At 64.9% G+C, this 18,781-nt stretch carries 18 protein-coding genes; 10 read left to right on the top strand and 8 right to left on the bottom strand.

All coding sequences use genetic code 11. The features are described from left to right. Positions 1–128: 128 nt before the first annotated feature. From BDOA9_RS21075 to BDOA9_RS21065, 3 genes are all read right to left on the bottom strand, one after another. Complete coding sequence (locus tag BDOA9_RS21075; RefSeq protein WP_025035952.1) at positions 129–1,217, bottom strand: TRAP transporter substrate-binding protein; 1,089 nt, start codon at positions 1,215–1,217, stop codon at positions 129–131. Positions 1,218–1,337: 120 nt separating this feature from the next. Further along, positions 1,338–1,595, bottom strand: coding sequence for a hypothetical protein (locus BDOA9_RS21070; protein WP_024338019.1), 258 nt, complete (start codon positions 1,593–1,595; stop codon positions 1,338–1,340). Between the two features lie 66 nt (positions 1,596–1,661). Next, the gene (locus BDOA9_RS21065; RefSeq protein WP_042336623.1) at positions 1,662–2,612 is read right to left on the bottom strand and encodes a DUF2778 domain-containing protein; all 951 of its coding nucleotides are present in this window, start codon (positions 2,610–2,612) and stop codon (positions 1,662–1,664) included. Between the two features lie 191 nt (positions 2,613–2,803). On the opposite strand from BDOA9_RS21065, the gene BDOA9_RS21060 reads away from it, so the two are divergent. Then, a complete protein-coding gene (locus BDOA9_RS21060) occupies positions 2,804–3,244 on the top strand; it encodes a DUF1810 domain-containing protein (protein WP_025035950.1) in 441 nt (146 codons plus the stop codon). 85 nt (positions 3,245–3,329) lie between these two features. After that, complete coding sequence (locus tag BDOA9_RS21055; protein WP_025035949.1) at positions 3,330–5,411, top strand: methyl-accepting chemotaxis protein; 2,082 nt, start codon at positions 3,330–3,332, stop codon at positions 5,409–5,411. Between the two features lie 9 nt (positions 5,412–5,420). Here the strand turns inward: BDOA9_RS21055 and BDOA9_RS21050 are convergent, their stop codons facing one another. Next, entirely contained in the window at positions 5,421–6,011 is a 591-nt protein-coding gene (locus tag BDOA9_RS21050; RefSeq protein ID WP_025035948.1) for an NADPH-dependent FMN reductase, read from the bottom strand. A 50-nt stretch (positions 6,012–6,061) separates the two neighbouring features. Then, positions 6,062–7,009 carry an AraC family transcriptional regulator gene (locus BDOA9_RS21045; protein ID WP_025035947.1) on the bottom strand — a complete coding sequence of 316 codons (948 nt, stop codon included), beginning with the start codon at positions 7,007–7,009 and terminating at the stop codon, positions 6,062–6,064. Between the two features lie 307 nt (positions 7,010–7,316). Between BDOA9_RS21045 and BDOA9_RS21040 the strand changes: the two genes are divergently transcribed. The 3 genes from BDOA9_RS21040 to BDOA9_RS21030 are packed head-to-tail and all read left to right on the top strand — an operon-like array spanning position 7,317 to position 9,936. Continuing rightward, complete coding sequence (locus tag BDOA9_RS21040) at positions 7,317–8,429, top strand: DUF2336 domain-containing protein (protein ID WP_025035946.1); 1,113 nt, start codon at positions 7,317–7,319, stop codon at positions 8,427–8,429. Continuing rightward, positions 8,426–8,755 carry a PilZ domain-containing protein gene (locus tag BDOA9_RS21035; RefSeq protein ID WP_025035945.1) on the top strand — a complete coding sequence of 110 codons (330 nt, stop codon included), beginning with the start codon at positions 8,426–8,428 and terminating at the stop codon, positions 8,753–8,755. The genes BDOA9_RS21040 and BDOA9_RS21035 overlap by 4 nt, the downstream gene beginning before the upstream one ends. A 59-nt stretch (positions 8,756–8,814) precedes the next feature. Further along, entirely contained in the window at positions 8,815–9,936 is a 1,122-nt protein-coding gene (locus BDOA9_RS21030; protein ID WP_025035944.1) for an HD-GYP domain-containing protein, read from the top strand. A gap of 26 nt (positions 9,937–9,962) precedes the next feature. On the opposite strand, the gene BDOA9_RS21025 is transcribed toward BDOA9_RS21030, so the two are convergent. Then, entirely contained in the window at positions 9,963–10,166 is a 204-nt protein-coding gene (locus BDOA9_RS21025; RefSeq protein WP_025035943.1) for a hypothetical protein, read from the bottom strand. 367 nt (positions 10,167–10,533) lie between these two features. Here BDOA9_RS21025 and BDOA9_RS21015 point away from each other — a divergent pair, with 367 nt between their 5' ends. Continuing rightward, positions 10,534–11,496: an alpha/beta hydrolase gene (locus tag BDOA9_RS21015; protein ID WP_025035941.1), complete on the top strand. Its 963-nt coding sequence runs from the start codon at positions 10,534–10,536 to the stop codon at positions 11,494–11,496. A gap of 6 nt (positions 11,497–11,502) precedes the next feature. Here the strand turns inward: BDOA9_RS21015 and BDOA9_RS21010 are convergent, their stop codons facing one another. Beyond that, positions 11,503–11,958: a cupin domain-containing protein gene (locus BDOA9_RS21010; RefSeq protein WP_025035940.1), complete on the bottom strand. Its 456-nt coding sequence runs from the start codon at positions 11,956–11,958 to the stop codon at positions 11,503–11,505. 191 nt (positions 11,959–12,149) lie between these two features. Between BDOA9_RS21010 and BDOA9_RS21005 the strand changes: the two genes are divergently transcribed. Both BDOA9_RS21005 and BDOA9_RS21000 read left to right on the top strand, forming a co-directional pair. After that, entirely contained in the window at positions 12,150–12,398 is a 249-nt protein-coding gene (locus BDOA9_RS21005; RefSeq protein WP_042336293.1) for a hypothetical protein, read from the top strand. Between the two features lie 424 nt (positions 12,399–12,822). Next, entirely contained in the window at positions 12,823–13,839 is a 1,017-nt protein-coding gene (locus BDOA9_RS21000; protein WP_275507671.1) for a type II asparaginase, read from the top strand. 250 nt (positions 13,840–14,089) lie between these two features. Here the strand turns inward: BDOA9_RS21000 and BDOA9_RS20995 are convergent, their stop codons facing one another. Further along, positions 14,090–15,712, bottom strand: a complete 1,623-nt coding sequence (locus tag BDOA9_RS20995) for an ABC-F family ATP-binding cassette domain-containing protein (protein ID WP_025035937.1) — start codon at positions 15,710–15,712, stop codon at positions 14,090–14,092. Between the two features lie 216 nt (positions 15,713–15,928). On the opposite strand from BDOA9_RS20995, the gene BDOA9_RS20990 reads away from it, so the two are divergent. Both BDOA9_RS20990 and BDOA9_RS20985 read left to right on the top strand, forming a co-directional pair. After that, positions 15,929–16,660: a DUF3750 domain-containing protein gene (locus tag BDOA9_RS20990; RefSeq protein ID WP_025035936.1), complete on the top strand. Its 732-nt coding sequence runs from the start codon at positions 15,929–15,931 to the stop codon at positions 16,658–16,660. Between the two features lie 187 nt (positions 16,661–16,847). Then, entirely contained in the window at positions 16,848–18,755 is a 1,908-nt protein-coding gene (locus BDOA9_RS20985; RefSeq protein ID WP_152033381.1) for a hypothetical protein, read from the top strand. Positions 18,756–18,781 lie beyond the last annotated feature (26 nt).

Genomic DNA, 18,781 nt, shown 5'->3' with positions numbered 1-18,781 from the left:
GACCCAGGGGGACCCGGTACGGCGCCATAGGTGGACCCCGGCTCAGCAGCGCACCGTCTCCGGACGATGCTTCGCATCGCCGGGGAGACGTTGCGCTGCGTCCGGGGCACGATCGAGCAAGACTTCGCTCAGCCCTTGCGCATCTTGCTCAGCAGATAATTGTCGTAAAAATTCTCCGCGATCTGCGTGTAGAACAACAGCTCCTTCATATACGCGTCGTGGCTGTCCTTGGTCCGCTTGAACAGATCGCTCTTGGCGGCGAGCTCGTTCAGATGGTCCTGGGTCGCGTTGTAGCAGGCCTCCAGCACCGGCTGCGGGAACGCTTTCAGCTCCGTACCGCTCGCGATCAACCGCTTCAGCGCGGCCGGGTTCACGCTGTCGTATTTCTCGAGCATCCAGGCACCGGCCGCCGCGCCCGCCTGATTGACGATCGCCTGATATTGCTTGGGCAGCGAATTCCACTTCTCGTCATTGACGATCATGTGCAGCATGGCGCCGCCTTCCCACCAGCCGGGGAAGTAGTAATATTTGGCGACCTTGTAGAAGCCGAGCTTCTCGTCGTCATAGGGACCGACGAACTCGACCGCGTCGATCGTGCCCTTCTCCAGCGCCGGATAGATATCGCCGCCGGCGATCTGCTGCGGCACGACACCGAGCCTTGCCAGCACATGGCCGCCCATACCTGCGATACGGAATTTGAGACCCTTGAGGTCGTCGACGGTCTTGATCTCCTTGCGGAACCAGCCGCCCATCTGGGTGCCGGAATTGCCGCAGAGGATGGCGTGCGTCTTGAACGGCTTGAGCGCCTCGTTGGTGAGGTCGGCGCCGCCGCCGAAATGCCACCACGATTCCTGGTGGCGATGGTTCATGCCGAACGGCGCGCCGGTGGCATAGGCCAGCGCCGGCTCCTTGCCGATGTAGAAATAGAGCGGCGTCTGCGCCATCTCCACCGATGCGGTGCTGACCGCATCCAGCGCCTGAAGACCGGGAACGATCTCGCCGGCGGCAAAAGTCTGGATCTGGAATTTGTTGTCGGTGGCCTCGGCGACATATTTCGCAAAGGTCTGCGCCGTGCCGTAGATGGTGTCGAGCGACTTCGGGAAGCTCGATGTCAGGCGCCATTTGATCTCGGGCGCGCTCTGCGCAATCGCAGGTGCAGCAACCAGCGTCGTTGCGCCGGCAACCGCGCCGCCCTTGAGGAATGTACGGCGTTTCATGATGACGACTCTCCCTTGAAGTATGTTTCAAACATGCGGCCGTGCGGCGACGGTCTTCGCGGACCGTTTGCCCGTTCCCACAGCGGAGTTCAAGATACGACAGAACGGCCTGTGGCCGCTTCACAGCAGCTTGGCACTGACGAACAGCGCGCGCACGGCGTTGGTTGCCTGCACCGCCAGCATGGCGTTACCGGCGGCGCCTTCCAGGGCCGCGACGGCGTCCTCGTGCAGCGAGCGAAATTCCATCCACTCGACCGACTTGAAGTTGGTCAGGAATTGATAGGCCTGGCCGACGGTCGCGATCGCCAGCGTGTCTCCGTTCAGCTTGATCTTGAACGTCGTGCGCAGCGGGGTCTCGGAGCTGGATGGATCACTCATGGGCTGCTTCTGGACGAGGACGACTTAACGAAGGGAAAACGGCAGCCCCGCCGCGGCAGGTGAATATCAGGAATCGGTGCTGGCGCGCTGCGAGGCGGTCGCCGCTCCGCGCAGGCTCGGCACCACGACCAGGCGGTTGAACTCGCCATTGTCATAGGCCTTGAGGAAGCGATCATAGTCCTTGATCGAGACGCAACCGTTGGAATCGCCGCGCGGCCCGAGCAGGTAGTTGTGCGTGAGCAGGCCGACGCGGCCGAGCGCGCTGGTGCCTTCGACCGGGGTCATGCGCAGCGCACGGACGCCGTGGAACGGCTTTTCGCGCGGCTTCAGATCGTAGGTCGCCGGCGGCGTCGCGCCGACCATCCGCCGGTCGACATGTTCCGGGTCGTCCATCAGCGCGCCCAGGCCGGAATGGGCTTCCAGCGCCACGCCGCTCGGCAGGTAAACCGCCTTGGCCGAGATGTCGTAGACCGCAGTGCGCGAATCATAGCCGAGCGCGGCGAGGTCCGGCGCCCTGCCGAGCAGGCCGTCGCCGGGCGTCAGCGAGGCCAGCCTGATCTTGTCGGTGAATCTTTCGAAGAAATTGCGGTTGTCGACCCTGAGATTGGTGTCCGCATAGGCCTGGCTGGAGGCGATCTGAGCGGAGAGGTCCGCCTGGACCGGACGCGCGCGCGGCATGGGGATGGCGTCGGCGCGCTGCGAGCGCCTCGCCTCCTCGGTCATGTACCGGTCGTCCTCGGTCAGGATCGAGCGCCAGTCGTCGCCCTGGAGCTTCTGGGCCAGCATCGCCTTGGCGTCCCGCAGCTTGAGCTGAACCGCATTCACCGCCGAGCGCTCCAGCACCCGCAGGCCGAGCTCGCGCGGAGACGGGCTGGCGGAGGCCGAGGCGAAGCGGTCCTCGAATGAGGGGGCATTGGAAGGCGGCAGCGCGGCGGAGACCAGCGGGGTCGAATCGCTGGTGTCAGCGACCCACGCGGCGGCGCCAAGCGCCAGCGCGATCGCTGCCACAGACAGCAGAATCGTCTCGGCCCGCCCGACACGGCGGCGCGACAACAGCCTCTCGGCGTGTGCTGCGTCGGAAACCATCAGATCCCCAAATCGACCCCCGGGGGCTTACCCACCCCCACCCGGAGACTCTATACCAGCTACCACATTGGGAGCCAAAAGTTAGGCATAATCGGGGCCGTGAATGCCCCGTAAGGTATCCAATGACCGATCCCTTCGATCTCAATCGCTTTGTCCGGGCCCAGGACCCGGTCTACCGCGACGTCCAGGGCGAGTTGGCCAGGGGCCGGAAGCAGACCCACTGGATGTGGTTCATTTTTCCCCAGATCGCAGGTCTCGGCGTCAGCGCCATGTCGCAGCGCTACGCCATCGGCTCCCGCGCCGAAGCCGAGGCCTATCTCGCCCACCCCATCCTGGGCGGGCGGCTGATCGAATGCACCAGGCTGGTGCTCGCGGTCGAGGGCCGGACCATCAACGCGATCCTCGGCGCGCCCGACGACGCCAAATTCCGCTCGTCGATGACGCTGTTCGGCGCGGTGTCGGACGAGCCCGTCTTCGATCAGGCGCTCGCCCGATATTTCGCGGGCGAGCCTGACGGCGCCACACTGGAGATCCTCGACGGGCTCGAGCGGACTTCCAGCTGAGCCGGCCAAGTAGCGTAAACCGCAGATTAACGCGGCCGCCCTATCGTCCGGGCAAAATAATTCTCCGCTATTTGCCGGACAGATCATGAAAATCGGTACGCTCCTGACCAGCGCCATCGTCTCGCTCTCGACCGTCGGGGGCGGCCTCGCCGTCTACGTCGCCGCGACGAAGTACCAGACGATGGAGCGGATCACCGAAGCGCAGGGGCGGCTTGCGATCGTCCGCGCGGTCAGCGACATCCCGCGCTATCTCAATCCGGAGCGCGGCTTTTCCACCAACATCCTCTACGGGCCTGCTTCCATCGACCCTGCGCTGCTGGCCGAGCAGGACAAGCTGCGCAAGCAGACCGACGGCGCTCGCGACAAGATGAACGCGCTGCGCAAGGAGCTGCCCGGCCCGTTCGACGACGGCACCGTGATCGGCAGCAACATCGACGGCATCAACGCGAAGTTCACGTCGCTGCGCGAGGCCATCGACAAGGCGCTGGCAGGTCCTGCCGATGCGCGCAAGGACGCCGCCAGGAAGATCGTCGCCGACAATGCCGTGCTCAACGGCGGGGTGACCGCGCTGCTCAACGAGCAGGTTCGCCGCATGGCGATCCTGAACGGTGATGCTTACCGGCAGGCCAGCTACGCCAATGTCGCGATGACGCTGCGCGACGTCGGCGGCTTCAACTCCAGCCTGCACAAGAATCTCGTCGGAGGAAAGAAGCCGGCGACCGACGCCGAGAAGGCCGACATCGGCCGCTCGCAGGGCCGCAACGACCAGCTCGTGATGGCGCTGCTGGAATTGCGCGGCAATCCGGCGACGCCGGCCAACGTCGCCGCGGCGCTGGAAAAGTTCAATTCGGTCTATGTCGAGGAGTTCGGCCGCGAGCTCAAGCTGGTGAAGGACGGCGCCGTCACCGGCAAGTACGAGCACGACATGGACACCTATTACGCCGCCACGCAGCGCGGCCTCGGCACCATCATCGAGGTCCGCGACGCCTTCTACGACAATGCCGAGCATATCCTCGCCGGAGCCTCCTCCGCTGCGCGCACCAGCTTCACGATCGCGCTCGCCGGCCTTGTCGCCGTGCTGATCGCGAGCGCCGGCCTCATCGTGACGGTTCGCCGCCGCGTCTGCGCGCCGATCGTCGGCCTGACGACGCGGATGTCGCGGCTCGCCGACGGCGAGGTTGCGGAAAGCATTCCCGGCGCCGAGCGTTCCGACGAGATCGGCGCGATGGCGGCGGCCGTTCAGGTCTTCAAGGACAACATGATCCGGGCCGACCGGCTCGCGGCCGAGAAGCAGGCCGAGAACGACGGCAAGATGCGCCGCGCCCAGGCGCTCGACGATCTCACCCGCGCCTTCGAGGCCAAGGTCACCGAGCTGGTCGGCGGCCTGTCGCGGGCCTCTGCGGCGATGGAGAGCACCGCGCAGTCGATGACCTCGACGGCGGCGCAGACCAACAGCCAGGCCGCGGTGGTCGCCGCGGCCTCCGAGCAGACCTCGACCAACGTGCAGACGGTCGCGAGCGCCACCGAAGAGCTGACCTCCTCGATCGCGGAGATCGGGCGTCAGGTCGCCCAAAGCACCGAGATCGCCGCCCGCGCCGTCGACAACGCCCGCCGCACCGGCGATACGGCGCGCACGCTCGCCGAGGGCGCCCAGAAGATCGGCGACGTCGTGACGCTGATCCAGAGCATCGCCGAGCAGACCAACCTGCTCGCGCTGAACGCGACCATCGAGGCCGCCCGTGCCGGCGAGGCCGGCCGCGGCTTTGCCGTGGTCGCCTCAGAAGTAAAGTCGCTGGCCGGTCAGACCGCCAAGGCCACGACGGAGATCTCCGAGCAGATCACCGCGATCCAGACCGCGAGCGACGAGACGGTGGCGGCGATCCGCAACGTCGCCGACGTCATCGCCGAGATCGACCAGATCGGCACCGCGATCGCGGCGGCGATCGAAGAACAGGGCTCGGCGACCAAGGAGATCGCCCGCAGCGTTCAGGAGGCTGCCCGGGGCACCCAGGAGGTCAACAGCAACATCTCCGGCGTACAGCGCGCCGCCGACGACACCGGCACCGCGGCCAGAGAGGTGCTGGGCGCGGCCGAGCAGCTCTCGACCCAGTCGCGCGATCTCGCCGGCCAGTTCGAGCGCTTCCTCGGCGAGGTCCGGGCGGCGTAAGCCGCGACCTCAATACGGCGGTGCCTTGCGGGCCCGTTGTGCTTTCGCCGCTTCGATCCACCAGGTCAGATCGTCGGCGAAGCGCGGGAACGAGCGCTCCAGGGCCTTGCCGCCGTCGCCGATCGGCTCGCCGGCGTCCGACAGCGTCTGCGCGATCGGGCCGACGCCGATGGTGCTCGACACCACCACCATGCCCATCTCCGAGAGCGTGCCGTGCCAGGCGGTCGCCGCGCGCGCGCCGGACAGCCGGCCGGCCGAATAGCTCACGATCGCGGCCGGGCGCCAGAACCATTCCTCCAGGAAATGGTCGGTGAGGTTCTTCAAGCCGGGCTGGATGCCCCAATTGTACTCGCCGGTGACGAAGACGAATCCGTCGGCATCGCGGATCTGCCCGGCCAGCTTCTCCAGCGCCTCCGGCGCCGAGCCCTTGGGATATTCCTTGTACATGCGGTCCAGCATCGGCAGGCCGATCGCCTTGGCGTCGATGAACTCGACGTCCTCGCCGCGGCCGCGCAGCCGGTTGATGACGAAATTCGCAAGGCGGATGCCCATGCGGTCGGAACGGTAGGAACCGTAGAGAACGAGAATGCGATTGCTCATGGCCGGACGGTAGCACGAAACCGGCGCCGGGCCCTACACGGTTTGTCGCACTACCGTCCGCGACCACGGTCCAGCGTTTGCGACGGCGTCTCGCCGAACTGATCGCGGTAGCTTCTGGAGAAATCGCTGAGATGCCAGAAGCCATATGCCAGCGCGACCGCCTTGACGCTGTCGGCCCCGGCAAGCAGGCGCCGGCGCACCAGCCACAGCCGGTGCAGACGCAAATAGCGGTGCAGGCTCATGCCGCGATAGCGGCGGACGACGTCGTGCATGGTGCGAACGGACAGCCCGAGCTTGCGCGCGATCTCATCGCTATAGATCGGCTCCGCGAGATCGTCAGAGAGCAGCGCGCGGATGTCCTGGAATATCCTGAAATTCCGTCCGTCATTGGGTCCGAGAGTCCAGCGGGCCGAAACGATCGTTGCAAAGGCCTCGTCGACGGCTCCGAGCAGGGACTCCTTCATCGCCGCGCCCTTCAACAAGAGCTCCGGTGCCTCGACCGGGCCGGACGCCTCGGCCAGCACCTCGCGAACCACGCCGCGCAACCGCTGCAAGCCGGCCGCGGAGATCTCGAAGATCTTGAAGCTCGAGAGCGTGGGCGGCCAGCCACGATCCCTCACCTCCGGCCGGAAGACCACCGAGGCGATTTGCCGCTGCACCTCCTCGATGGTGGTGTAGGCCGCCCCGCCGTTGCCAATGACCACGGCGGGTCGCGCCCGCTCCGAGCCGTTGAAGCGAATGGGCACGTTGAGATCGTCCATCATGAAGCCGATCGCCGTGCAATTCTCCACGAGTTGTGCGTCGACCACCCGCGGAAACGCGCGCGTCAAGTTCACGTCGCAGCCGGGTAAGGCCAGGACCGTCTGTTCAGCCGAAATCTTCCGCACGAAGGGGGTGAATTCGAAGTTCAGCCCGCGGATGGCGTATCGAAATTCGTCGACGTCTGAAAAGCGAAATGTCTTGAGTGCCGACCTCGGCACATCGTCGATGCTGTTCATGAAAGTGCGAAACGCCGCGTCGCGTTACACGTGCGTCCGGCCGCGGTGCCGGATTCGCCTCCCCCTTCGGCTTTTCCGCTGACGCGAAGGAATCAATCCTAACGTGTCCCGACTAAACTGGCGGGCGCCCGGATGAAAGAACAAGCCGCGACCTCCTGTCTTGCCGAATTTCGATAACGTTTCCTGCGATCAAGGCGGTGCGCGAATACCAAAGCCGTCGACGTTTAAGATTCAAATTAACGCCTTTACGGCGGAATGTCCGTCGTTTGATCGTGGAATATGTTTCATTTCATTTCAGGCTCCTGCCATGACGGCAAATTCGCCTGCTGACAATCTGGTCGAGTTGGAGAACGCGGCTGCAACGTGTCCGCTGGACCGGTGCGCTCGCATCATCTCCGGCATCTTGCAACTGCTCACCAGCAGCCGCGACCGATCTCAGGAATTGCTCGCCGTCGTGGCCGACGGCGTCCTGCTGCGGCTGATCGAGCGGGTTGAGGCCAGCACGCTGATCGACGTCAGCGTGACGCTCGCAGAGCTCGAAGCGGCTCCGCCGAAGACCGTGCGACGTCTCGCCTCGCACCACGATCCGGAAGTCGCCTGCCCTGTCTTGCTTCGATCGCAAGCACTGTCCACGGCCGATCTCGCGTCGATCGCAGCCGCGAGCGGCGAACGACAGCAATGTGCGATCGCCGGCCGGGCGCCGATCGATCCATTGGTGATCGAGACGCTGATCGAGGGTGGCGCCCGCAGCGTCTGTCTCGCACTGGTCGGCAACAGGGAGGCAAGATTCTCCGATGCCGCTTACGTGGCTCTGACCGAGAAGTGCCTGTCGGATGACGAACTGACCAAGGCTCTGGCGCTGAGGCCGGACACGCCCGATCGGGTCATGCGGGAGTTGCTGTCGCCCTCGCCAGGGCCGAAATCCGGCACAGGGCCCAAGGCCATCGACTCGCATCAAGCCGCAGCGGCCGCGCCGATCGTCGCCAAGCTGCCCTGCGCCGCCTCCTATGCAAGCGCCCGGCCGGAAATCGTCGCGCTCAACCGCATCGGCAAGCTCAACGATTCCGCGGTGAACCGCTTCGCCATCCGCGGCGAGACCGCCAACCTCGTCACCGCGCTGTCGGTGCTTTCAGGCGTTCCCATCGAGATCGTCGAGCATGTCATGACCGACGAGGATTGCGAAGGTCTCGTCATGGCCTGCCGCGCCTCGCGGCTGAACTGGCAGACCACGCTTGCCATCCTGAGCAACCGCTGCGGCAGGAGGCTTTCCTTCGCCGGGCGCGAACGCGCTCAGCAGATTTTCGAGACGCTGCTGCTGTCGACCAGCCAGTGGACGGTGCGTTGGGGCGAAATTGCCGCAAACGCCAGGGAGAGCGATGGGGGACATCGCGGCGCGGGAAAGACGGGGGTTAGCCGATGAAGTTCGACGGTCGCAAAGCCGTTCGCGTGAAGATGGACCACAGGCAGCCGGTCAATCTCATGGGGTCCGACGGCACCTGGCGGCGCAGCTGCGTCCTGCTCGACGTATCGCAGACGGGCGCGAAGCTCGAGGTCGAGGGCACGCTGGACGTGCTCCAGGCCAAGGAGTTCTTCATGCTGCTGTCGTCGACAGGCCTCGCCTACCGGCGCTGCGAGCTGGTCTGGATCGACGGCACGACCGCCGGCGTCCATTTCATTACCGTTGACGGCAAGAAGAAATCTGCCGCCGCACCAGCACCCACGCAGAACGCGCTCCAGGGCAAATAAAACTCGAACATTCCACCCGCAGTTTTCACATCCGAACAAATCGCAATGCAGGTCAGACCGTGCAACACGCGCGAACCAGATCGGGCTTCCTCGATGGTGACGGCGGCATCCGAACGAAGGCCACGGCTCGTCCCTTCCTGCACGTGCTGGCCGACACGTCCGACAAGCTCTCGGGCATATGCTCGATCCTGCAAGAGAGGTTCACCATTGCCGGCGAGCGGCTCGATGCCGATTCCAGGCTGTCGCAGACGCCGGCCGCCGTCGTCATTCGCGCGGAGCTGCGCGACGTCGACAATATCGCGGCCATCAAGCAGCGGGCGGGCAAGCTGGCGAAGGTCAGCAAGCGCATCTTCCTGCTCGAGCACACCTCCCACGTCTGCATTGCGCAGGCCTATGCGCTCGGGGCGACGCTGGTCCTTCCCGGCACCGTCGGCCGGACCAAGCTGCTGGCGGCCCTGGCCGATCCGGCCGTCCGGCCGTCCGCTTCGTCAGGCGATGCGCTGCAATCCGACAACGCCGTCGAGACCGCGGCGACCGCGATCGCATCGATGTTCACGGCTGTCACCTTGCGTCAACCGCTCGACGTCGACGGTACCAAGGAGGCCGGCCGCCAGATCGCCGATCGCATCACCCGGCACGGCCTGACGGACTGGCTCATGACGGTGCGGCGGCACCACGAAGGAACCTATCAGCATTGCCTTCTCGTCACCGGCGTTGCCATCGACTTCGGACTGAGCCTCGGCGTCGGCAGGGCCGACCTGGAACGCCTCTACTCGGCGGCCATGTTCCACGACGTCGGCAAGGCGCAGATTCCGCTCGCCATCCTCGACAAGCCGGGCCGCCTCGATGCCGCCGAGCGCGCGCTGATCGAGACGCATCCGGCCGCCGGCCACGCGTTTCTCAAGGACCATCAAGGGATCTCGCCGGAGATCCTCGGTGCCGTCCGCCACCATCACGAGTATCTCGACGGGAGCGGCTATCCCGATGCGCTCTGCGGCGAGAGCATTGGTGACATCGTGCGGATCCTCACCATCTCGGACATCTTCGCGGCGCTGATCGAGCACCGGCACTACAAGCCGACCATGCCACGCGCGCAAGCCTACGACGTTCTGTGCGGTATGACAGGCAAGCTGGAGATGGCGCTGGTCCGCTCGTTCAAGCAGGTCGCGCTCACGCGGTGAGCGCCGCGACCCGTATCGAGCGCGGCCTAGTGCGTCGCACGATAGCTGGCGCGGCGCGGGATGGAGCGGCAGGCCAGCCCGTCGGCCAGCAGCTTCATGTCCTCGTGCCGGCCGCTGCGAATCAGCCGGCCGAACTCCTCGGGTGTGAAAGGAAGACTTGGATCATCATCGATCGTGTGCCGCAGTCGCGGCCCGAAGAACCGCCGTACCAGGCTAGCCAGCCGCCGCATATCAATTCCCTCGCGCCAGCAACAAACCTCTTAGTCCGCATATTGTTCCTCCCGCAACTTCGAGATTGCAAGAGGCCACTCGCGACGCCGCACCAAAAATTTCCGCCAGAGAATAATCTCCTCTTGCTCGCGCCAATCGGCAAAACCCACGTAACGCACGAACTCATGGTTGTGCTCGCGGTCCGAGCGAACCGCGTTCGCGGCAAAGCTGTCGGGGTTAGCCCGTCGCAACGCAGGTCATGGTGTTCACTCGACGAGGGCGCGCGCTTGGCGCTGTCGACGTTGCGACGGACTGCCGGTTGCCGATGCGGCGCGCAAAACCTATGCTATTGACCAAGCAAGACCAAGAACCCTGTGAGGAAAGTCCATGGCCGCACCGCTCGATCCCGTCATCGCCCAGATCATTCCGCTCATGCCGATGCGCGATCCCACGGTCATGACGCCACAGAGCGCCCGCGATTCCTTGCGCGCACTGGCTGCCTCGCGCGCCGCCATTCCGCCGCCGCCCGTCGATCGCGTCGAGGATATCCAGGTGAAGGGCGGCGCCGGTCCACTTCCGGCACGGGTCTATCGGGTCGGCGCCACGCCGGCACCGACGGTGGTGTTCTTCCATGGCGGCGGCTGGGTTGCTGGCGATCTCGAAACCCACGACCGGCAGGCGCGCAACCTTGCGATCGAGACCGGCGCGGTCGTCGTCTCCGTCGACTATCGCCAGCCGCCCGAGACGCGCTTTCCCGGCGCCTTCGAGGATGCCTTCGCCGCGGTGAGCGACGTGTTTGGCCGCGTCGCGGAATTCGGCGGCGACGCAAAGCGCTTCGGCGTTGCCGGCGACAGCGCCGGCGGCAATCTCGCAGCGACGAGCGCGATCGCCTGCCGGGAGGCCGGCATCAAGCTCGCCGCGCAACTCCTGGTCTATCCCGTCACCGACGTCGTCGGCGCTTATGCCGATGCGCGCGAGAACGCGCGCTATCCCTCGCGCAGCGAGAACGCCGAGGGCTACTTCCTCACGCGCGCGACGATGGAATGGTTCTGCGGCCACTATCTCGCCGATCCCGCGCACGCCAGCGATTGGCGCGTCTCGCCGCTGCGGGCCGCATCGCTGGCGGGCGTTGCACCCGCGGTCGTGACCACCGCCTGGTTCGATCCCCTGCGCGACGAAGGCGCGGCCTATGCGCGGGCGCTGGAGGCGGCCGGCGTCCGCGTCAAGCATCATGAGGGCCCCGGCCTGATCCACGGCTATTTCGGCATGGGCGACGCCTCCGAGGTGGCGCGCACTGAGGCGCAGCGCGCGCGCGCCGACTTCAAGGCGCTGCTCATGCGCGGCGTGTGAAGGCGGTCAGGCGCGCTGCGCCGCGGTATGCCCCCAGGTCTCGTCCCAGTCCTGGCCGGCGGCATCGACCACGCGGCCGTCGGCCTCGAAGAACTTGTTCGGCACCTGGAAGATCGCCAGGATCAACGCGCCGTCTGGACACCAGGCGGCGTGCCGGCTGCCTGCCTCGCGCCAGATGAATTCGCCGGCCTTGCAGGCAATGCCCTTGGCCGGGCCCTCCTTGTCCACGAGCGCGCCTTCGATGACCCAGCTCTGCTCGATGCCGACATGCTCGTGATCGGGCAGCACCGATCCCGGCGCAAAGCGCATCAAGGCGGTCATCAGCCCCGACCGGCGATCGAACAGCAGCGTCTTGGCCTCGCAGCCCGGAAAGCGCGTTGTCTGCCATTCCATGTCTTGGGGTCGAACCAGGTGCGAGTGCCCGTCGGCGGTTTCCTGGTCTTTCGCGATCGCGGCATCCATCACGATACTCCCTCGGTTTCGGCCGTGCGAGGCTATCAGGATCGCGCAGCCGGGTCAGCGAGCGGTGCAACAGAGAGGATCGCGCGCGAAAAAATCGGCGGGGCGACCGGGCGGCCGGTGCTCATCCTGCTTGATTGCGCCATGATTCCCGGCTCCAATCCGCCCCGCCATTTTTTGTTAGGGAGACACCCATGATGAAACGGATTTTCGTGGCGGCGATCGTTGCCACCTTTGCGGCGGGCTCGGCCTTCGCGCAAGAAACTTGCGAGAGCAAGGCGGTCGGCAAGGACGGCAAGCCGCTGGCCGGCGCTGCCAAGACCTCGTTCCTGAAGAAGTGCAAGGCGGATGCCTGCACGCCCAAGGCCGTCAGCGCCGACGGCAAGCCGCTCGCCGGCGCCGCCAAGAACAGCTTCATGAAGAAGTGCGAGACCAGCGCGTAAGCGCACGGTCCGTTCCCGGCTTCTTCAGCAAGCCATCACAAACGAAATGCGTCGTGGCCGGAAGCGCGTCGAGCGCTAGCGCATGATCCGGAAAAGTGCGAAGCGGTTTTCCGAAAAGATCATGCTCAAAAAATACGCTAAAGCGCGATGTCGATTCATCCTAGTCGCATCGCACTTTAGACGTCCCGGCCATTTGCTTTTTGTGCCTCCCCGCCGCGAGTTTCCGACACGCGCCGAACGCGTAAAGCAAACGCGCCGCGACCCTGGACAGAACGCCGCGGCTGACGGATGATGCAGCGCTGAGCGAACCGGGGCGCATCAACGAGGCTTCCAGCAAAGGATGGGCGAGATGTTGCAGTTCCGCGTGCGTGATCACATGATGGCGATAGTTAGCGTGCTCTTTGCGCTGCTCATGACGATTGACGTGGCCAACGCAAGAGGCCCCGGCCTGCCCAACGTCATGGTTCTCGCAACCGGCGGCACGATCGCCGGCAGCGGGGCGAGCAGCACCACCGTCGTCGGCTATACCGCAGCCACGGTAGGCATCGAGACCCTCCTGAACGCCGTCCCCGAGTTGAAAACGGTGGCCAACGTCAAGGGCGAGCAGGTCTTCCAGATCGCCAGCGAGAATATGAACAATGATTACTGGCTGAAGCTCGCCAAGCGCGTCAATACGCTCCTCGCGCAGGACGACGTGGACGGGATCGTGATCACGCATGGGACCGATACGATCGAGGAAACCAGCTATTTCCTGAATCTGGTCGTCAAGAGCAAGAAGCCTGTGGTCGTCGTCGGTGCGATGCGGCCATCGACCGCGATCAGCGCGGACGGTCCGATCAACCTGTTCAATGCGGTGATCCTCGCAGGCAGTGAAGAGGCCGTCGGCAAGGGCGTGCTCGTTGCCCTCAACGATCAGATCAACGCCGCGCGCGACGTCACCAAGAACAATACGTCCACGGCAGACACCTTTCGCACGCCCGAGCTCGGCTTTCTCGGCTACATGCAGGGCAACAAGCCGTATTTCTATCGACAATCGACCCGCCGGCACACCGCGGATTCCGAATTCGACGTGTCCAACCTCGATGTGCTGCCGCAGGTCGACATCGTCTACGGCTACGCCAACATGAACCGGGTCGCGATCGACGCTTTTGTCGCCGCGGGCGCCAAGGGGATCGTGCACGCCGGCGTGGGTGACGGCAGCCTGGCCCGCCCGGCGGTCGAGCCGGCGCTCGACGATGCCCGCAAGAAGGGCGTGGTGATCCTTCGCAGCAGCCGTGTCGGCAACGGCATCGTCGCGCGCAATGGCGAAGCCAAGGACGATGAGCACGACTTCGTCGTCTCGGACACGCTCAATCCCCAGAAGGCGCGCATTTTGCTGATGCTGGCGTTGACCAAGACGACCGACACCAAGGACATTCAGCGGATGTTCTTCGCCTATTAGAGGCGTCGGCTATTCCTGCTTGAAGCAGCGGTCATCACAGGCAGCACGGCGTCCATGACGAGGTGCTGCGCGAGATGTTACGGTAAGCGATCACGCGAAATGCCGGCTGCGCGGTCGATTTCGTAGGGTGGGCAAAGCGAAGCGTGCCCACGATCTGCCGCAGATCAGAACAAGATGGTGGGCACGGCGCGAGTTGCGCCTTTGCCCACCCTACGAGAGCCGCGTCCTTGCAAGGTCCGCGGTGCTCTCACTAGCTCCGCAACCCCGGCGCCTCCTGCCCGGTGCGCGCGACATATTCCGTGTAGCCGCCGCCGAACTGATGAATGCCTTCCGGTGTCAGCTCCAGCACCCGGTTCGACAGCGTCGCCAGGAAGTGCCGGTCGTGCGAGACGAACAGCATGGTGCCCTCGAAATCCGACAGCGCGGTGATCAGCATCTCCTTGGTGGCGAGATCGAGATGGTTGGTCGGCTCGTCCAGCACCAGGAAGTTCGGCGGATCGAACAGCATTTTCGCCATCACCAGGCGCGCCTTCTCGCCGCCCGAGAGCACCCGGCAGCGCTTCTCGACGTCGTCGCCGGAGAAGCCGAAGCAGCCGGCGAGCGCGCGCAAGGAGCCCTGCCCCGCGGTCGGAAACGCGTCCTCCAGCGATTGGAACACGGTGCGCTCGCCGTCGAGCAAATCCATCGCGTGCTGGGCGAAATAGCCCATCTTGACGCTGCCGCCGAGCGCCACCGTGCCCTCGTCCGGCTCGCTCGCGCCGGCGACCAGCTTGAGCAGCGTCGACTTGCCGGCGCCGTTCACGCCCATCACGCACCAGCGCTCCCTGCGGCGGATCATGAAGTCGAGCCCGTCATAGATGCGCTTTGAGCCATAGCCCTTGTGCACGTTCTTGAGCGCCACGACGTCCTCGCCCGAGCGCGGCGCCGGCGGGAAATCGAAGGCGACGCTCTGGCGGCGGCGCGGCGGCTCGACCCGCTCGATCTTGTCGAGCTTCTTGACCCGGCTCTGCACCTGGGCGGCGTGCGAGGCGCGCGCCTTGAAGCGCTCGATGAACTTGATCTCCTTGGCCAGCATGGCCTGCTGGCGCTCGAACTGCGCCTGCTGCTGCTTCTCGTTCTGCGCGCGCTGCTGCTCGTAGAACTCGTAATCGCCGGTGTAGGTAGTGAGCGAGCCGCTATCGATCTCGATCACCTTGGAGATCACGCGGTTGATGAACTCCCGGTCGTGCGAGGTCATCAAGAGCGTGCCTTCGTAATCGTGCAGGAATTTCTCCAGCCAGATCAGGCTTTCGAGGTCGAGATGGTTGCTCGGCTCGTCGAGCAGCATGACATCGGGACGCATCAGGAGAATGCGCGCCAGCGCCACGCGCATCTTCCAGCCGCCGGAGAGTTTTCCGACGTCCCCGTCCATCATCTCCTGGCTGAAGCCGAGCCCGGAGAGCGCCTCGCGCGCCCGGCCGTCGAGCGCGTAGCCGTCGAGCTCCTCGAACCGGTGCTGCACCTCGCCGTAGCGCGCGATGATCTCGTCCATCTGGTCGGCCCTTTCAGGATCGGCCATTGCGGCCTCGAGCTCGCGCAGCTCGGCCGCGACCTCGCTGACGGGCCCCGCGCCATTCATGACCTCGGCCACCGCGCTGTGGCCGGACATTTCGCCGACGTCCTGGTTGAAGTAACCGATGGTAATGCCGCGATCGGTCGAGACCTGCCCCTCGTCGGGCAGTTCCTCGCCGGCGATCATCCGGAACAATGTGGTCTTGCCGGCGCCGTTCGGCCCCACGAGGCCGATCTTCTCGCCCTTGTTGAGGGCCGCGGAGGCTTCGATGAACAGGATCTGGTGGCCGGCTTGCTTGCTGACGTTGTCGAGGCGGATCATGAGGACTTTTGGGGGATTTTTTGCGTTGCAGCGTCATAGGGCATGCGGGGCGCGAGGGGAAGCCCGGGACAGGCCGGGATCCAGCCCATTCGCTCGTCACCGCTCAGCTTCGGGGCCTCGACCTCGGAGGCTCGGCGCCTTGGGCTCTGGCGGCGGCATTCATGCGGACTATATGGTTTGTCAAACGTCCGCCGCATCACGCCCTTGAAGAAGCCCTTGCTGATCTTTCTGTTCCTTGTCTTCGCACCGCTGGCCATGTCGGCGGTGAGATATTTCTGGCTGGGCGATGGCCGCCAGAACTGGCAAACCGCCGATCGGTCGAGCGCAGGCCTTCTACCTGCCGCCGCCGATCATCCCGAAGCCGTGATACGGGTGTTCGGGGCGAGAACGGTGCGATGGCGCAGCATTTTCGCGGTCCACACATGGATCGTCGTCAAGGAGAAGGATGCGCCGACCTACACCCGCTACGACTACACGGCGTGGGGCGAGCCGGTCCGCACCAACGGCTTTGCTCCGGACGGACGGTGGTTCGGCGCTGCGCCGGAGACCATCGTCGCCGTCAACGGCGAGCGCGCCGAGGCGCTGATCCCGAAGATCCGATACGTGATCGAAAACTACAGGTTTCGGTCCTATGGAGATTACAGCGTCTGGCCCGGCCCCAACTCGAACACCTTCGTGCAGGCCGCGCTCGACGCCGTCCCCGAGCTTCGGGCCGTGCTGCCGCCGACCGCGATCGGCAAGGACTTCCCGTATACGGGCAAGTGGGTCGGCCTGACGGCCTCCGGGACCGGCATCTATGCTTCGCTCGCCGGATATGTCGGCTTCTCCGTCGGCTGGGTCGAAGGCCTGGAGATCAATTTCTTCGGCGCCGTGCTCGGGCTCGACGTCCGACGCCCGGCGCTCAAGCTTCCTGGCCTCGGCCGCTTCGGGGTGACGCCCGGCCTGTGAGAGCCATGCGAGTCCCATTGTTGGTCTCTTCGCCCGCATGGCGCGTGAAAGCGGCTGCGAGAAAGCGATAAGCCGCCTTCACCGAAATCTCGAGGAGACCGGCGACCGGTTCTCTGGAGGCGTCGCCGCTCCCTGCCCTTCATCATCACGGTTGCCAAACGGCCACATACATCCTAAGGTAATCACATTGATTGCCGGTCTTCATTTTGCATTGTTGCCGCAGGTCCCATTCATGACCTCCCGATATCCGGCCCCCCCGGCCCGCAGGCTTCGGGTCTACGCTTTCGATCCGCAGACGGCCAGCAGGCTTGGCTCCGTCGATTATGCGTACGCGACGATCTCCTTGCCGTGGGAGCAAGCCTGGGAAGACAAGCTCCAGCCCGGTCCCGTCAACGAATACGTCGAGGTCATTGACGTCGACCCGGCGAGCGGCCAGTTCTACGATCCGGTGGACCTCAACAATTCATACCTGCTCGCGCAGGATGGGCTCACGCCATCTGAAGGAAATCCACAATTCCACCAGCAAATGGTCTTTGCGGTGGCGATGAAGATCATCCGCATCTTCGAGCGCGCGCTCGGGCGCAAGGTGATCTGGGCGCCCCATTGGAATCGGCAGCGCCGCGAGTACGAGCCGGTCGACAAGCTGCGCATATACCCCCATGCGTTGCGCGAGGCCAACGCCTATTACAGCATGGAGAAACGGGCCCTTCTGTTCGGATATTTCCGCAGCACCAACGCCTCGGCTGGCGCGAGCTGGATTTTCACCGCATTGTCGCACGACATCGTCGCCCATGAGACTACACATGCGGTGCTTGACGGGCTGCACAGGCGGTATGCGGAGGCCACGAGTGTCGACAGCCTCGCATTCCACGAAGCTTTCGCAGATATCGTCGCGCTGATGTCGCACTTCACCCTGTCCGAGGCAGTATCAGCCCATATCCAGCAAAAGGGAGGATCCCTCGACGAAGCCAGCCTCCTCAGCGGGCTTGCGGAGCAATTCGCTCGCGGCACGGTCGGCCGAGAGTCGCTGCGCCAATATGTGGGCCATAAGCCCGAGCCGGAACTGCTCGCCGTGACCACCGAGTGTCACGACCGGGGCGCCATTCTCGTTGCGGCGGTATTCGACGCCTTCCTGACGATCTACAAGGCGCGCACGGACGACCTGCTGCGGATCGGAAACGTGACCCGCGGGGACGGCAAGCGGCTCAATACCGACCTCGTCGCCCGGCTGACGAGAGAAGCGGTGAAATCGGCCGACCACGTTCTGCGGATGTGCATCCGGGCGTTGGACTATCTGCCACCCGTCGACGTCCGGTTCGGAGAATTCCTGCGCGCGATCATCACCGCCGACAACGATCTCGTGCCCGACGATCCTCACAATTATCGAATTGCGTTCGCAGAAGCCTTCCGCGCGCGCGGCATTCTCGTCGAGGACTGCCTGTCGATGTCGCCCGATAACCTGCTTTGGGAAAGCCCCGAGCAGATGTTCGGAAAGAACCCCTTGGAAATAGACGACCTCGACGACATCGACCTCGATCTCGAGGCGCACTACACGCGCGCGAAGATTCTCGAGAGTTCGGAAAGCAATCGCGCGAGAGTCTGGGAATGGCTCAGCACGCCAGACCCCGACAACGTCTCCGTCGATCTCGACTGGGAGCGGGCGCTCGGCCTTTACTTCATGTTCCGGGAGAAAACGCCCCGCAGCATCTTCTCGAGTGACGGCTACCCAAGCGTCGAGGTGCACAGTGTGCGTACGACACGACGGGCCGGACCTGACGGGCAGGACCTGCGGCAGCTCGTGATCGAGGTGACGCAGCGGCGACGCGCTTATTTCGATCCCGGCGAGCAGGACAAGGCGGATGTCGGCAAGGGGCCGCCCGCGAAGGAGCACGACTTCATCTTTCGTGGTGGCGCGACATTGATCATCGATCTCAGGGACAGCAAGCTGCGCTACGCGATACGCAAGTGCGTCGACGACGACGAGCGTCTGGACGAGCAGCGAAAGCTGCTGTCGAACCCCGAGGGCTTTGGCTTTACCTATCAACCGGAGAGCGGCGAACGCGAGCCGTTTGCCATGATCCATCGCGGTCATTAGGGGGCGAACGTGGCGGCGAAGGCAAA

This window comes from Bradyrhizobium sp. DOA9, assembly GCF_000617845.2.
Taxonomy (GTDB): domain Bacteria; phylum Pseudomonadota; class Alphaproteobacteria; order Rhizobiales; family Xanthobacteraceae; genus Bradyrhizobium.
Note: the sequence above shows the minus strand (reverse complement) of the source record. Positions and strands in the feature narration are given on the sequence as shown.